General features: G+C 59.5%; 14 protein-coding genes and 1 tRNA gene. 13 read left to right on the top strand and 2 right to left on the bottom strand.

From position 1 onward, the window contains the following. The first annotated feature begins 48 nt into the window (after positions 1–48). Together PMI32_RS02490 and PMI32_RS02495 are read left to right on the top strand one after the other, a co-directional pair. Positions 49–684, top strand: coding sequence for a hypothetical protein (locus PMI32_RS02490; RefSeq protein ID WP_008034678.1), 636 nt, complete (start codon positions 49–51; stop codon positions 682–684). Between the two features lie 287 nt (positions 685–971). Further along, a complete protein-coding gene (locus PMI32_RS02495) occupies positions 972–2,477 on the top strand; it encodes a YdgA family protein (RefSeq protein WP_008034676.1) in 1,506 nt (501 codons plus the stop codon). Positions 2,478–2,480: 3 nt separating this feature from the next. On the opposite strand, the gene PMI32_RS02500 is transcribed toward PMI32_RS02495, so the two are convergent. Further along, the gene (locus tag PMI32_RS02500) at positions 2,481–4,007 is read right to left on the bottom strand and encodes an FAD-dependent oxidoreductase (protein ID WP_008034674.1); all 1,527 of its coding nucleotides are present in this window, start codon (positions 4,005–4,007) and stop codon (positions 2,481–2,483) included. 139 nt (positions 4,008–4,146) lie between these two features. On the opposite strand from PMI32_RS02500, the gene PMI32_RS02505 reads away from it, so the two are divergent. The 8 genes from PMI32_RS02505 to PMI32_RS0129270 all read left to right on the top strand — a co-directional run bounded on the left by PMI32_RS02505 (position 4,147) and on the right by PMI32_RS0129270 (position 9,539). Continuing rightward, positions 4,147–4,707 carry a YbhB/YbcL family Raf kinase inhibitor-like protein gene (locus tag PMI32_RS02505; protein ID WP_008034659.1) on the top strand — a complete coding sequence of 187 codons (561 nt, stop codon included), beginning with the start codon at positions 4,147–4,149 and terminating at the stop codon, positions 4,705–4,707. 87 nt (positions 4,708–4,794) lie between these two features. Continuing rightward, positions 4,795–6,486 (top strand): vWA domain-containing protein, encoded by a 1,692-nt coding sequence (locus PMI32_RS02510; protein WP_008034658.1) that lies wholly within the window; start codon positions 4,795–4,797, stop codon positions 6,484–6,486. Between the two features lies 1 nt (position 6,487). Beyond that, positions 6,488–7,054 (top strand): RNA polymerase sigma factor, encoded by a 567-nt coding sequence (locus tag PMI32_RS02515; protein WP_008034657.1) that lies wholly within the window; start codon positions 6,488–6,490, stop codon positions 7,052–7,054. Then, positions 7,051–7,647 (top strand): hypothetical protein, encoded by a 597-nt coding sequence (locus tag PMI32_RS02520; RefSeq protein WP_008034656.1) that lies wholly within the window; start codon positions 7,051–7,053, stop codon positions 7,645–7,647. The genes PMI32_RS02515 and PMI32_RS02520 overlap by 4 nt, the downstream gene beginning before the upstream one ends. A 20-nt stretch (positions 7,648–7,667) precedes the next feature. Then, positions 7,668–7,934, top strand: a complete 267-nt coding sequence (locus PMI32_RS0129275) for a hypothetical protein (RefSeq protein WP_008034655.1) — start codon at positions 7,668–7,670, stop codon at positions 7,932–7,934. A gap of 501 nt (positions 7,935–8,435) precedes the next feature. After that, positions 8,436–8,747: a DUF6124 family protein gene (locus PMI32_RS02525; protein WP_008034653.1), complete on the top strand. Its 312-nt coding sequence runs from the start codon at positions 8,436–8,438 to the stop codon at positions 8,745–8,747. A 190-nt stretch (positions 8,748–8,937) separates the two neighbouring features. Beyond that, positions 8,938–9,237, top strand: a complete 300-nt coding sequence (locus PMI32_RS30110) for a type II toxin-antitoxin system prevent-host-death family antitoxin (RefSeq protein WP_081501802.1) — start codon at positions 8,938–8,940, stop codon at positions 9,235–9,237. Then, positions 9,234–9,539, top strand: a complete 306-nt coding sequence (locus PMI32_RS0129270; RefSeq protein ID WP_032829176.1) for a type II toxin-antitoxin system RelE/ParE family toxin — start codon at positions 9,234–9,236, stop codon at positions 9,537–9,539. The genes PMI32_RS30110 and PMI32_RS0129270 overlap by 4 nt, the downstream gene beginning before the upstream one ends. Before the next feature lie 85 nt (positions 9,540–9,624). Here PMI32_RS0129270 and PMI32_RS02530 read toward each other — a convergent pair. After that, positions 9,625–9,701 (bottom strand) — tRNA-Arg (locus PMI32_RS02530). Positions 9,702–10,049: 348 nt separating this feature from the next. Between PMI32_RS02530 and gabD the strand changes: the two genes are divergently transcribed. The 3 genes from gabD to PMI32_RS02545 all read left to right on the top strand — a co-directional run bounded on the left by gabD (position 10,050) and on the right by PMI32_RS02545 (position 14,309). Further along, positions 10,050–11,492: an NADP-dependent succinate-semialdehyde dehydrogenase gene (gene gabD, locus PMI32_RS02535; RefSeq protein WP_008034642.1), complete on the top strand. Its 1,443-nt coding sequence runs from the start codon at positions 10,050–10,052 to the stop codon at positions 11,490–11,492. A 197-nt stretch (positions 11,493–11,689) separates the two neighbouring features. After that, positions 11,690–12,967, top strand: a complete 1,278-nt coding sequence (gene gabT / locus PMI32_RS02540) for a 4-aminobutyrate--2-oxoglutarate transaminase (RefSeq protein ID WP_008034641.1) — start codon at positions 11,690–11,692, stop codon at positions 12,965–12,967. Between the two features lie 127 nt (positions 12,968–13,094). Further along, positions 13,095–14,309 (top strand): response regulator, encoded by a 1,215-nt coding sequence (locus tag PMI32_RS02545; protein ID WP_008034639.1) that lies wholly within the window; start codon positions 13,095–13,097, stop codon positions 14,307–14,309. Positions 14,310–14,406: the final 97 nt, after the last annotated feature.

The following is a 14,406-nucleotide window of genomic DNA, read 5'->3' as shown; positions in this document are numbered from 1 at the left end:
CGTCGAACTCATCAATCAAGGCTCGCGTTGGTCATGGGGATTCCAACAATGAAAAACCCTTATGCTCCCGGCTTCTGGTGCGCTATTGCGGCGTTGGTATTGCTGTCGGCCACCTATTTCTACGGCATCATGCTGGCCCACCAGATCGACAAGGCGCTGGTGTTTCTCGATAGCGCTGCGGCGCTGATCGCGGTGATGGCGATCGTGGTGGTGGCTTGGGCTTCGTTCCAGGGTCAGCGCATCAAAAAAAGACAACTCGAACAAGGCAAGACCCTGGTGCTGATCTGGGACACCAAGGTCGCTTTGCGCCGGGTCGAAACGGTGTTCGATCGCTACTTCTGGGGCAGTTACTGGCAACCGGGGCGCACGTTCCAGGAAGTCATGGGCGAACTCACCGGCACACCGCTGGAAAAAAGCCTCGAAACCTTGAAGAAGCAATGCCTGGCCCTCGACAAACAAGTGTCCGAGGACGACTGGCACTGGTTGAATAACGCCCGTGAACTCTCCGATGTCGCCGCCGCCATGGCACGCGAACGCTATCAGCTGGATTTCTGCGACCCGCGCGCGGACGTGACGGGCGGGGCGGTGATCAATCGGGATTTTGAAGTGCTGGTTTATACGTGGACGGCGCGGCTGAAAAGCTTTGATCATCAGCTGGATGAGATGGAAGTGCAGTATTCCTGAATTGATGTTGGCTGGACTGACGCCATCGCCAGCAAGCCGGCTCCTACAGGGTTCAGCGTAATCCTTGTGGGAGCGAGACCGGCTTGCCGGCGATGGCGTTTCCATATCCGCCGAAACCCTCAAACCCTCCGCGCGGTCCATAGACACTCTTTAACCTTTAAACATTGGGCCGCCCGGTGCGCCTGATGCTAATCTCCATCGCACTTTTCGCGCAGTCGTGACCGCAACCCGAAATGGGTTCAGGGAAGACGACCACACTCAAACAACGGACATTGAACGGGTCATTCATGAATAAATCAGCAGGCGTGCTTCTTGGAATCGTCGTGGCCATCGGTGCAATCAGCGCCGGCGGTGCCTGGTTCACCGGCACCAAACTCGAAGGGGTGCTGAACACCTCGATCGCCGACGCCAACAAAGAGCTGCAAGCCGCGCTGGTCGGCTCCAACGGCACCGCGTCGCTGGAACTGGTATCGCTTGAGCGCCACGTATTCAGCAGCACCGCGCACTACCGCCTCAAGGGCGAGGGCGAGATGTTCGGCGAAGCACCGGTCGAACTGCTTTTCGCCGACCGCATCGAACACGGTCCGCTGCCGCTCTCGCGCCTGATGTCGCTGAAATTGCTGCCGGTCATGGCCACCAGTCACTACGAACTGGAAAAGACCCCGGTCACCGAGAAGTGGTTCGCCGCTGCCAAGGACAAATCGCCGCTCACCGGCGTGGTCAACATCGGCTATGACAACGCCACCAACGGCACCCTCGAACTGCTGCCGCTGGATGTTGCACTGGACGACAAGTCTCACCTGAAATTTTCCGGCCTGAACCTCGAGGTCGCCGCCAACGCCCAGGCGCAGAAAGTCAAAGCCAACGGCTACATGGACAACTTCACACTGACCACCGTGGCTGAAGACCAGACACCGGTGAAAGTCGAATTGAGCGGCCTGACCCTGGCCAGCAATCTCGTCAAAAGTACCTACGGCTTTTACACCGGCGAGAACACCGTCGAGTTGACCGACAGCAAGACCACCTTTGGCGCGCAGCAGTCGGTGTTGGGCATCAAGAAATTTGAAATGAAGAACCAGACCGAAGAGTCGGGCACCAGCGCTTCCGGGCGTGCCGATTACAAGATCGGCGAAGTGTCCCTGAACGGCAAGACGGTCGGTTCCGCACAGATGGCCATGAGCCTGAAGAACCTCGACATTCCATCCACGATGTCGTTGATGCAGATCTACCAGACCAAACTGCAACCGTACGAGAAGGCCGCCGCCGAAGCGGTTGCAGCTGGCGAACCTGCCCCCGAACTGGTCTTGACCCCGGAAGAAGAGGCTCAGGTGAAAACCGGTCTGGAGAAACTGCTGGCAGCCGGCCCGCAAGTGGCTCTGGAAAACCTGTCGTTCACCACCGCCAACGGTGAAAGTCGCGCCAACCTGGTGCTCGACCTGACCAAGCCACAATCTTTGGACCTGACGCCGGATCAACTGATCAAACAGTTGATTGCCCTGCTGGACGTCAATATCCAGGTGTCCAAGCCGATGCTGGTTGATTTGCTCAGCGTCCAGAGCCAGATCGACGGCCAGGCCGACGTCAAGGTCGTTGCCGATCAAGCCACGGCCACCGCCGACATGTTCGGCGTCATGGCGGTCGGTACGCAGTTCGCCAGGCTGGACGGCAATAACATCGTCAGCAAACTGCACTACGCCAACAACCAGGTGGAGTTCAACGGCCAGAAAATGACCCTCGAAGAGTTTATCGGCTTTGTGATGAGCAAACTCGGCGGTGCAGGCGTTGTTCAGTAACGCCTAGACGTCCCGAATCAGCCGCCATGCCTCGTCAACCGGCAGCGGCTGCTTCATCTGCTCGGCCAGCATTGCCATCGCCCGCTCTTCATCGCAGGCGATGGCGGCGGTTACCACACCATTCTTGCCGAACAGGCCGATAAAGGGTGGATGGTACGGATCACCCTTGAACTCGACTTCGTCCCAGGCTTCGGCGTGACCAAGGTAGTCGTAGTTCTTGCCGAAGTGCCAGGTCCAGAAGTACGGCACATCCAGGTAATGCTCATCACCGCCCAGCATGTTCATCGCTGCGATCCGCGCCTGTTGTTGCGCCAGGCGCCAATGCTCGATTCGTTGCGGTTGGCCGTTGAGCGGGAAGGTGGCGATATCGCCAGCCGCCCAAAGCCCTTCGGTCACGCGCATCCCGCCGTCGACCTTCAGTGACTGATCCTTTTCCGTTGGCAAATCCTTGAACGGCCCGGTGGCCGGGCTGACGCCAATGCCGATCAATACCAAATCTGCCGGAAAGCGCTGACCGTTATCCAGGCGCACCGCTTCGACCTTGTTCGTGCCTTCGATCTGCGCGGCTTCACCCTCCGTATGAAACACCACGCCGTGGGCCACGTGGTGGGCAAGAATCGCTTTGCCGACCGTTTCGCCGAACTGTTTGGCGAAGGGCACCGCGTGGCGGGCCAGGACGGTTACGTCCAGACCGTATTCGCGTAGCGCCGCAGCGGACTCCATCGCGATAAAGCTGTCGCCGATGATCACTGCCCGCTGGTCGGGTTTGGCGGCGTTCAGAATCCGTTGTGCCTGGTCTTTCGAGCGCAGCAAGAACACCTGCGGCAGGTCGGCGCCGGGAATGTCGAGAGCGTTCGGTGTGCCGCCCGTGGCAATCAGCGCGGCGTCATAGGTCAATGTCTGGCCGTCCTTGAGCTGCACCGTCCGGTTTTGTGCATCCAGGCTCGCCACTTCACCGTTTATGCGATCGATGCGTTGCTCGCGATAGAAGTTTTCATCGCGCAGTGGCGGGACTTCTTCCGGCGGCATTTCCCCGGCGATCACGAATTTGCTCAACACCGTGCGGTCGTAACCGGCGTCAGGCTCGCGGTCGATCAGCAGCACACGACCGCCGAAACCCTTTTCGCGCAGCGCCGCCGCACCCGCCGTGCCTGCGGCGCCGGCACCGATGATCACAAACGTACGTTCGTCATCGGCCGGCGGGGTGTGAGCATCGTCCAGCGGCTGATCGTCGACCCAGACTTCGTCGTCGCGCACCTCCAGGGGATAGCGCTTGAGGCTGTCCAGCGACGGCGGTTCACATAGCGCGCCGTCCTCGATCCGGTAAGCAGCCTTGTGCCACGGGCAAATCAGACGCCCGTGACACAGCGCACCTTCGGCTAGAGGCGCCCCGGCATGCGGGCATTCACCCTGATAGGCGCGCAATTGGGCGCCGACCAGCAGCAAGACGATCTTGGTGTCGCCAATCCGGACTTCCAGGCCTCGGTTTTCGGACACATCGGCAAAACGGGCGACGCGGTGCAGTGCCATGATCGTTCTCCAGGCAAGCGTTTCACTTAAGAGTTTGGCGCTTATCCCGAGGTTCAGCCAATTCCCACTGCCACCGCGCGAACGGTCCGGCTATAGTTTGCACGCCGACCACGGCCCCACCCGCACAAGGTGCTCCGGTATGACCCGATTGACCTCTCTGAACCCTTGGCTGGCGGCCGTTGCCGTCGCCCTTTGCGTGCAGTTTCCGGCGCAGGCCGCAGAACGCTTCACCGTCAGCATTCCGGGCGTGACCGACAACCGCCTGTTCACTTCGGCGGCGGCCAGCGATGCAGCCGGCTGCGGCGGCAAGAACCAGTCCCCGGCCCTGAGCTGGACCGCTGGCCCTGCGGGCACCCAGAGTTACGCCATCGTCATGCACGACCCGGACGGTCAGAAAGGGTTGGGTTCCGACCACTGGATTCATTACGGCATCAAATCCGCGACCCGTCAGATTCCGGCCGGTGTTGGCGCCAAGTCTGCGTTTGAAGGCGTGGGTGGCAGCAACAGCAAAGGCACCATCGGCTACATCGGTCCTTGCCCGCCGGTTGGCGACAGCTCCCACCACTACATCATCCAGCTCTATGCCCTGGACCTTGCTCCAGACGCGTTGCCGGCCGGCCTGACCCGCGCGCAGTTGCTGGAAAAAATCAAAGGTCATGTGCTGAAAAACAGCAGCGTGGTGCGGCGTTATCACCGCTGAAGTTTTTTTCAGCGGGTTTAACCCGAACCGGTGAGGCTGCCCGTCTCAGAGGATGAATGGATCAATTTCCTCCTGAGGTCAGCCCCCATGTCCCTCCCTCTGCATTTCCTCCGCCCGGCCGCCCAGGGTTTCACCATCGGGTTGCTGCTGGCCGTTGCCGGTTGCGGTGTTTCGTCCAAGCCTGAATCTGCAGCAGTTCCGGTTTCGCCTCCGGCGCAAAGTACCTTGGTGCGCAGTGAGGCGATCATGGCCGATGCGACCTTGGCCAAACGCAGCGTGAGTCCGGCACCGATGGCAAGTTTTGCGCCTGAATCTGCGCCGCCGGGTTATCAGGATGAGCAGCGCGAGCAGTATCAGGCGCTGGCGGATAACCCGATTCACAGCGTCGCCGAGGCGCCGGTCTCGACCTTCAGCGCCGACGTCGACACCGGCGCTTATGCCAATGTCCGCCGCCTGCTCAATCAAGGTCGCCTGCCACCTGAAGGTGCGGTGCGCCTGGAGGAGATGGTCAATTACTTCCCCTACGACTACGCGTTGCCCACCGATGGCTCGCCGTTTGGCGTGACCACGGAACTGGCGCCGTCACCGTGGAACCCGCACACCCGCTTGCTGCGCATTGGCATCAAGGCATCGGACCGTGCGGTGGCTGAACTGGCCCCGGCAAACCTGGTGTTTCTGGTGGACGTGTCCGGCTCGATGGACCGTCGCGAGGGGCTGCCGCTGGTCAAAAGCACGCTGAAATTGCTGGTCGATCAATTGCGCGCGCAGGATCGGGTGTCGCTGGTGGTCTACGCCGGCGATTCGCGTGTGGTGCTGGAGCCAACTTCCGGAAGGGAAAAAGCGAAAATTCGTACAGCCATCGATCAATTGACGGCGGGCGGCTCCACCGCCGGGGCGTCGGGCATCGAGCTGGCTTATCAAATGGCGCAGCAAGCGTTCATCCCCAAAGGCATCAACCGCATCCTGCTGGCCACCGACGGCGACTTCAACGTCGGCATCAGCGACTTCGACAGCCTCAAGCAAATGGCTGTGGATAAACGCAAGACCGGCGTTTCCCTGACCACCCTGGGTTTTGGTGTGGATAACTACAATGAACACCTGATGGAACAACTGGCCGATGCCGGCGATGGCAACTATGCGTACATCGACAACCTGCGCGAGGCGCGCAAAGTGCTGGTGGATCAGCTCGGTTCGACCCTCGCGGTGGTGGCGAAGAACGTGAAACTGCAAGTGGAGTTCAACCCGGCGCAGGTCAGCGAGTATCGGTTGTTGGGCTATGAGAATCGCGCGTTGAAGCGTGAGGATTTCAGCAACGACAAGGTTGATGCCGGTGAAATCGGTGCAGGGCATACGGTCACGGCGTTGTACGAAATTGTTCCGAAGGGTGAGAAGGGTTGGTTGGAGCCGTTGCGGTATGGCAGCGCTGAGTCAGCCACCTCGGCAAAGTCTGGAGAATTGGCGATGCTGCGTGTGCGTTATCAACTGCCGGAAGGTGGGAACAGTCGCTTGATCGAGCGGCCGATTGCCGTTGGTTCTGAAGGTAAGGCCAGTGATGACCTTAGATTTGCGGCGGCCGTGGCGGCGTTTTCCCAACAGCTCAAGGATGGGCGTTATACCGGCGATTTCAGCTTGAAGGACACGCAGGCGTTGGCTCGCGGTGCGCGGGGTGATGATCCATTCGGTCTGCGTTCTGAGTTCGTGCAATTGGTGGAGCTGGCGCAGAGCCTGCGAACCACCACTGCATCCAACAGCGAACCGGTTGAAGGAGGCTACAACTGACATGTCTGCTCTTGAGCCGAGCGACGAATCACTGCTGGCCCGTTATCGCAAAGGCGACGGGCCAGCGTTCGAGATTCTGTACGCCCGTCACCGGCAAGGTCTTTATCGTTTCCTGCTAGGCCTCAGCGGCAAATCCGAACTCGCCGAAGAGGTCTACCAGGAAACCTGGCTGAGCCTGATCCGCAGCACCAGTCAGCCACAAGGCCGGGCGAATTTTCGTACCTGGCTTTACCAGATCGCCCGCAATCGCCTGATCGATCACTGGCGCAAACATGGAATCCACAACCCCTTGCACGACAGCTATGACGAGCAAACCCACGCCCTGGCCGATGACGCCGCCGATCCCGAACAACTGCTGAGCCTGAGTCGCGACAACCAGCGCCTTGAATCTGCCCTGCAAACCTTGCCCACCGACCAGCGCGAAGTGTTCCTGCTGCGCGCCCACGGCGATCTCGACCTGCCGCAGATCGCCACCCTCACCGAAACACCGCTGGAAACCGTCAAGAGCCGCTTGCGTTACGCCCAGCAAAAACTGCGTCGGCTGCTGGCCGAGGAGGTACTGACATGACTGACGCCCGCAAAACACCGGAAGACCAGATGCTTGAGCATTTCCGCGAGCATTCGACCGCCGAACCGCCGAGCCATCTTGATGCGTTCATCCTGGCTGCCGCACAGCGTGAAGTCCCTGCGCCGAAACCGAATCTGTGGCAGCGCTGGGTTCAGGTTTGTCAGAAGCCTCGTTGGCAAGTGGCGTTTGCCAGCCTTGTCGGCATCGCGTTGATGCTGGCGCTGGTGCAACGCACGCCGGAGCAAGTATCGAGTTACGACTTCGCCCCCAAAGCATCCGCCCCGGTTGCCAAAAAAGAGGCAGTACAAGCGCCGTCGTCAGTTGCGCGCTCGCTGGCTGCCCCAGCCGCGCCGATGGCAGATTTTGCTGCCCCCGCGCAGAGCGAATCGATCAGTGTCGAAATGGCTGATGAAGCAAAAGTCAGCAAACGCGTAGCCGCGCCGGTGAAAACCCTGGACGAGCAGTTGCTTGAAGTGGTTCGCCTGCAGAACGCCGGTCAGGCACGTGAGGCGGATGAATTGTTGGCGACATTACACAAACGCTTTCCCAAGGAAAATCTCGCGGCCCGGCTTAAGGAATTGAAGAGAAACTGAGGAATCAGGAGCTCTGCGATTTGGCATCCACCCCCGAAAGCGCGCACTATCGGCCTATAGCCGATGCGTTGGAGGATGCCGTGGCAAAAAAAATCGACCGCATCGCCCAAATGCTCAACTGCCCGGTCAAGGGCGAGGAACTGCGGCGAGCAGTGACCGAGAGTCGTAAGGAGTTTCTTCTGGCGAAACAGGCAGAAGAAGCTCTGGAGGAGGACGTCCTTGATGAAGAAGAGTTTGAGGACGACGAAGACGATGATTACGACGAGTTTGACTGGACGACTGAGTGATTTTCTCTGGTGAAATGATCTCCCTGTAGGAGCGAGCCTGCTCGCGATGTTCTCCCAGACAACGCGGGCATTCAGACTGCTTGCGTCATCATTAACGCCCATCGTCGGAACGCCGCCCGGAGCCGGCTCGCTCCTACAGAAAAAGCCCCACAGCCCAGTGATTTTGGGCTTGTTTAAAAGGGCTTTGGTTTACTTCCTGCAAGCTACAAATTCTTGCGCCATTACCTACGGCTACGCCAGAATCCGCCGGCTTGTGCGCTTGGGAGCGGGTCGGTAGTTTGATTCGTGTCACTGGTTGTCAGTGACCGGGTTTAGCAGCCCGCCGTGGTTAGTGAAGTGCATAGCATCAGTCAGGTTACTAACCTGCACGTTATGGTGGCTGTGCGTGGGGCGCCCTCGGGCGCGCCGGTTTGCTAACTCCCCGGTCTGCTAACCCGCGCACAGCCGCCACCCATCGTTTAGCAGCGACGTGTGAACGGCTCCACTTCTGGAGTTAGTCAAATGTCCAAAATAGTCCCCGACCCACCAGCATCCGAACCAGAGCAACCTGAACGCAAAGGCTCGCTCTTCACCGTCAGCCCCAACATCAACACCGAAACCCTGCTCGCCAACGCCTCGGAAGACCTGCTGTCGATCAGCGCCATCGCCGCCGACCTCGCTGACGGTGTGGACGGTTCGCGCCGCTCCAAAGCCCTGGCGCTAAGCCGCATGGCCGATGGCGTGCATTTGTTGGTGGAACGAGCGCTGGATCACCTGGATGAGCCAGAGATGGCGGCGGTTTTCGCCCGGCAACAAAACCAAACCGACCTGTAGGAGCGAGCTTGCTCGCGATGGACGTTAACGATGACGCGGGCAGGCTGAAGGCTCGCGTTATCCAGTCGATTCGGCGTTTCCTCTCAAACTCGGCGTTTTCGCCCCAGCGGCTATTGGTCAGGACGCGTTGACCGTCGGGTATCAAATCGAGCACTATCAGGTACCTATTTAGGTACCTTGGAGCCTACTCGTGGAGCAACTACTCGCTAGCCGCTCAGTCAGCATCACAGAACTCAAGCGCAGTCCAAGCACTGTGATTGAGCAGGCGGGATCAGAGCCTGTGGCGGTGTTGAACCACAATCGCCCAGCCGCCTATCTTCTACCGCAAGCCGCTTATCAACGACTTCTTGATCGACTGCAGGCTGCAGAAATTCGTGAGGCAATCACTGCCAGTAGAAACGATCCGCGCCCGCACATTGACGCAGAAACTGTTTTTGCAGAGCTAGACGCTGTTATTGATAACGTCGCAGCCGAGCAACATCGTAGATGAGGCAACTCAAATTCGCCGCAATGGCGCGTGAGGACCTGCAGCAAATTGCCCGCTTTATCGCTAAGGACAGTCCAGTCAGGGCAAGGTCTTTTGTTGGTGAAATTCGAACCCTATGTGAGCGACTCGTTGATCAGCCAGAGATGGGTGTTTCTCAGGAGGAGTACGCGAAGGGTTTGCGCAGAATTAGCCACGGTTTGTATTTGATATTTTATTCCCGGGTTCAACACGACATTCTGATCGAGCGGGTGCTGCACAGCGCCAGGGACATAGGCCGCCAGTTCGATACATCTGCTCAGGATTAATGAGTGTGACTGTTGCGCCACGCTTTCCCATCACCCACAAAAAAGCCCCAGACCCTACGGCCTGAGGCTTTCTCGTTTCTATATATGGTGCACCAGGCGGGATTCGAACCCACGACCCCTGCCTTCGGAGGGCAGTACTCTATCCAGCTGAGCTACTGGTGCAAGCGGGCGCCATGATACTCATATGCACTGCGGGCGTCCATGCTGCTGAATCGACTGCGCTTTTTCAAAGCGTAACCTGCGTTTGCTACGTTGATCAGAAAAATTGAGCAAATGCGGCGTTTTCGTTCTTTTTTTCGAACAGCCTATTGTCCTTTACCCCCTTTGATCCTAGGATTCGTTTGAGATTTCAAACGCTCTTGTCTGGGTGCTGAACCGCACGAGTTCATTCCGTGCGCTATTTATGTGCTTCAGCCCGGTGAATGATTTCCCTGACGGCAGCCTTTGAGGCGCCTTTCTACAATCATAATTTGCTCCGCGCGTGCCGCGGTGCTGTTAAGGAAAGCCGACATGCAGCTTAAAGACACCCAGTTGTTCCGCCAGCAAGCCTTCATCGATGGCGCTTGGGTTGATGCGGACAATGGTCAGACGATCAAGGTCAACAACCCGGCAACGGGCGAAATTCTGGGCACCGTGCCGAAAATGGGCGCTGCTGAAACCCGCCGTGCGATCGAAGCTGCTGACAAAGCGCTGCCGGCCTGGCGTGCACTGACCGCCAAGGACCGCGCCAACAAGCTGCGTCGCTGGTTCGAGCTGATCATCGAGAACCAGGACGACCTGGCTCGCCTGATGACCCTGGAGCAGGGCAAGCCATTGGCCGAAGCCAAGGGCGAAATCGTTTACGCCGCTTCCTTTATCGAGTGGTTCGCCGAAGAAGCCAAGCGCGTCTACGGTGACGTGATTCCGGGCCACCAGCCAGACAAGCGCCTGATCGTGATCAAGCAGCCTATCGGCGTGACCGCTGCAATCACCCCGTGGAACTTCCCGGCTGCGATGATCACCCGTAAAGCCGGCCCGGCCCTGGCCGCCGGTTGCACCATGGTGCTCAAGCCTGCTTCGCAAACTCCGTTTTCCGCTTTCGCTCTGGCTGAACTGGCTCAGCGTGCCGGCATTCCTGCGGGCGTGTTCAGCGTTGTTTCCGGCAGCGCCGGCGACATCGGCAGCGAGCTGACCAGCAACCCGATCGTTCGCAAACTGTCCTTCACTGGCTCGACCGAAATCGGTCGTCAGTTGATGGCTGAATGCGCCAAGGACATCAAGAAAGTGTCCCTGGAGCTGGGCGGCAACGCGCCGTTCATCGTGTTCGACGACGCGGATCTGGATAAGGCCGTCGAAGGCGCGATCATCTCCAAATACCGCAACAACGGCCAGACCTGCGTCTGCGCCAACCGCCTGTACATTCAGGATTCGGTCTACGATGCGTTCGCTGAAAAACTGAAAGTGGCTGTGGCCAAACTCAAGATCGGCAACGGTCTGGAAGTGGGCACCACCACTGGCCCGCTGATCGACGAAAAAGCCGTGGCCAAGGTGCAAGAGCACATCGCTGACGCCATTTCCAAAGGCGCAACTGTTCTGGCTGGCGGCAAGTCGATGGAAGGCAACTTCTTCGAGCCGACCATCCTGACCAACGTGCCGAACAACGCAGCCGTGGCCAAGGAAGAAACCTTCGGTCCATTGGCGCCGCTGTTCCGCTTCAAAGACGAAGCCGACGTGATCGCGATGTCCAACGACACCGAGTTCGGCCTGGCCTCGTACTTCTATGCTCGCGACCTGGGTCGCGTGTTCCGTGTGGCGGAAGCCCTGGAATACGGCATGGTTGGCGTCAACACCGGGTTGATCTCCAACGAAGTCGCGCCGTTCGGCGGCATCAAGGCGTCGGGCCTGGGCCGTGAAGGCTCCAAGTACGGCATCGAAGATTACCTGGAAATCAAATACCTCTGCCTGGGCATCTAAGCTCGAGGGCATAAGCCCGGCAAGGCATTGCTTCAAACGCAAAGGGCACGAGAGCGCTGACCCTTTGCGTGCTTCAACCGGAATTTTCTCTGTGGCCGGGAACGCTGTGGCAGTCGATCATCGCATGCTGCCTCAGTTGCCTCCCCGCCGCATTTTCCTTGAACCACGCCGCCCGATGAGCGGTGAATGAGGACTTTATGAGCAAGACTAACGCTTCCCTGATGAAACGCCGCGAAGCCGCTGTACCACGCGGTGTTGGCCAGATTCACCCGATCTTCGCCGAGTCCGCGAAGAACGCCACCGTGACCGACGTTGAAGGTCGCGAGTTCATCGACTTCGCCGGCGGTATCGCCGTGCTGAACACCGGCCACGTGCACCCGAAAATCATCGCCGCCGTGACCGAGCAGCTGAACAAGCTGACCCACACCTGCTTCCAGGTACTGGCCTACGAGCCGTACGTAGAAGTGTGCGAAAAAATCAACGCCAAGGTGCCAGGTGATTTCGCCAAGAAAACCCTGCTGGTGACCACCGGTTCCGAAGCCGTTGAAAACTCCATCAAGATCGCCCGTGCCGCCACTGGCCGTGCCGGCGTGATCGCGTTCACCGGCGCTTACCACGGTCGCACCATGATGACCCTGGGCCTGACCGGTAAAGTCGTGCCTTACTCGGCCGGCATGGGCCTGATGCCGGGCGGCATCTTCCGCGCGCTGTACCCGAACGAACTGCACGGTGTGAGCATCGACGATTCGATCGCCAGCATCGAACGCATCTTCAAGAACGACGCCGAGCCGCGTGACATCGCTGCCATCATCATCGAACCGGTTCAGGGCGAAGGCGGTTTCTACGTCGCGCCTAAAGAGTTCATGAAGCGCCTGCGCGCCCTGTGCGACCAGCACGGCATCCTGCTGATCGCTGACGAAGTGCAGACTGGCGCTGGCCGTACCGGCACCTTCTTCGCCATGGAACAGATGGGCGTTGCCGCCGACCTGACCACCTTTGCCAAATCCATCGCTGGCGGCTTCCCGCTGGCCGGTGTGTGCGGCAAGGCCGAATACATGGACGCCATCGCTCCAGGCGGCCTGGGCGGCACCTACGCCGGTAGCCCGATCGCTTGCGCCGCGGCCCTGGCCGTGATGGAAGTGTTCGAAGAAGAGCACCTGCTGGGTCGCTGCAAGGCAGTCGGCGAGCGTCTGGTCACTGGCCTGAAAGCCATCCAGGCCAAGTACCCGGTGATCGGCGAAGTCCGTGCCCTGGGCGCGATGATCGCGGTAGAGCTGTTCGTCGATGGCGACAGCCACAAGCCAAACGCTCCAGCGGTCGCTGCCGTCGTGGCCAAGGCTCGTGAAAAAGGCCTGATCCTGCTGTCCTGCGGCACCTACGGCAACGTTCTGCGCGTCCTGGTACCGCTGACCTCGCCGGACGAGCAACTGGACAAAGGCCTGGCGATCATCGAAGAGTGCTTCGCCGAGCTCTGATCACCGAGTGTGACCTGATCGACAAAAAACCCGCTTCGGCGGGTTTTTTCGTGACTGCAGAACCTGCCGCACTTTTTCAAATGGCCCGCATTGACTAAGGTGCAAGCAGTGCAAATGGAGTATGCAGATGACCGCTGTAGTTTTGCCCGCCGTACCGCGTGTGCTGATTGCCGAAGCTGACCCCTGGTCCCGCGACTTGCTCAAGCAGGTGCTGTTGAAAGTGCGCTGTGACGCGCGGCTGGATCTATGTGCCGACGGTCAGCAGGCGTTGGAGCTGCTGGCGGAAAATCCGTATGACCTGGTGATCGTCGACTGGGAGTTGCCCGGCGTCGATGGCTTGAACGTCTTGCGCAATGTCCGCCAGCGCAAACGCAATCCGCCGTTGCCTTTTATTCTGATGAGCACCCGCAACGACAGCGCCAGCGTGCGCGAAGCCTTGCCCCTGGCGCCCACGGCGTACCTGACCAAACCCCTGAACATGGAAAGCCTGACACACCGTCTGCAGGATTTGCTGCTGAACGCCGGGGAACAGGTCTCGTGTGAGGTGCCGACGTTGGCGCCGGGCATGAGCTTGTCGGCGTACCTGGAGTGTCGTCGTGAGTTTACCGACGGTGCGCCGCTGATGACCGACGTGGAACTGGCGGTCAAGCGCAGCCTTAATCCCAACGGTCTTGACCTGAAGTTGCTGGAAGATGAAATCCGCATTGATCCACAGATCACTGCCGTCCTGATCGCCGCCGCCAACAGTGCGGCCCAGCATCACGGCGCTGCGGTACAAACCCTGTCCCAGGCGCTGCATCGGCTGGGCACCGGGCAGAGCATGAATCTGATTTTGGGGTTGGCGCTCAAGCGCAGTGCGCGGCTCAGCGATCCGCTGCTGGCCGATTATGCCGAGCGTTACTGGAACCTCTCGCTGCACACCGCTGAATACGCCCGGACATTGGCGCGCTTGCTGGATCTGGATCAGGAGCGCTGCTACTGCGCAGGCATGCTGCATCGCTTGGGTGACCTTGCGTTGCTGCGGTGTTTGCAGGAATGGAAGCAGTCCGGTGGAGAGCTGGATGAATGGGAGGAAGTCGGTGATGCACTGGCCGAGTTCGGTGCGGCCTATGGTTCGGCGCTGCGTACGCGCTGGCGCCTGCCTCTGGAGCTGCGAGAGCTGATTGCGGCGGTCTACCAGCTCGGTGGCGGGGTTTACTCGCGCGAAGCGCTGGTGATGAACATGGCGGCGCAGTTGGCGCGATTGAATGAGCATGAAGGCATCGAGGAACTGGCCAAGAGCCGGACGGCGCGGCTGCTCAAGATTGGCTTGCCGGAATTGATACGTTTGCGCAAAAAGTAAACCTGACCCCCAAACCCTGTAGGAGCCGGCTTGCTGGCGATGGCGATATCACAGCCAACATCAATGTTGAATGTTATGGCCCCATCGCCGGCAAGCC

It is taken from the genome of Pseudomonas sp. GM60, from assembly GCF_000282415.1.
Lineage (GTDB): Bacteria > Pseudomonadota > Gammaproteobacteria > Pseudomonadales > Pseudomonadaceae > Aquipseudomonas > Aquipseudomonas migulae.
This window is presented reverse-complemented; position numbering and strand designations above follow the sequence as displayed.

Excerpts from the sequence above, each read along its gene's own strand:
- PMI32_RS0129270 (WP_032829176.1), top strand. The coding sequence starts at position 9,234 with ATGAGGCAACTCAAATTCGCCGCAATGGCGCGTGAGGACCTGCAGCAA.
- PMI32_RS02495 (WP_008034676.1), top strand. The coding sequence starts at position 972 with ATGAATAAATCAGCAGGCGTGCTTCTTGGAATCGTCGTGGCCATCGGT.
- PMI32_RS02510 (WP_008034658.1), top strand. The coding sequence starts at position 4,795 with ATGTCCCTCCCTCTGCATTTCCTCCGCCCGGCCGCCCAGGGTTTCACC.
- PMI32_RS02500 (WP_008034674.1), bottom strand. The coding sequence starts at position 4,007 with ATGGCACTGCACCGCGTCGCCCGTTTTGCCGATGTGTCCGAAAACCGA.
- PMI32_RS02515 (WP_008034657.1), top strand. The coding sequence starts at position 6,488 with ATGTCTGCTCTTGAGCCGAGCGACGAATCACTGCTGGCCCGTTATCGC.
- PMI32_RS02520 (WP_008034656.1), top strand. The coding sequence starts at position 7,051 with ATGACTGACGCCCGCAAAACACCGGAAGACCAGATGCTTGAGCATTTC.
- PMI32_RS02505 (WP_008034659.1), top strand. The coding sequence starts at position 4,147 with ATGACCCGATTGACCTCTCTGAACCCTTGGCTGGCGGCCGTTGCCGTC.
- PMI32_RS02545 (WP_008034639.1), top strand. The coding sequence starts at position 13,095 with ATGACCGCTGTAGTTTTGCCCGCCGTACCGCGTGTGCTGATTGCCGAA.
- gabD (WP_008034642.1), top strand. The coding sequence starts at position 10,050 with ATGCAGCTTAAAGACACCCAGTTGTTCCGCCAGCAAGCCTTCATCGAT.
- PMI32_RS02490 (WP_008034678.1), top strand. The coding sequence starts at position 49 with ATGAAAAACCCTTATGCTCCCGGCTTCTGGTGCGCTATTGCGGCGTTG.
- PMI32_RS02525 (WP_008034653.1), top strand. The coding sequence starts at position 8,436 with ATGTCCAAAATAGTCCCCGACCCACCAGCATCCGAACCAGAGCAACCT.
- gabT (WP_008034641.1), top strand. The coding sequence starts at position 11,690 with ATGAGCAAGACTAACGCTTCCCTGATGAAACGCCGCGAAGCCGCTGTA.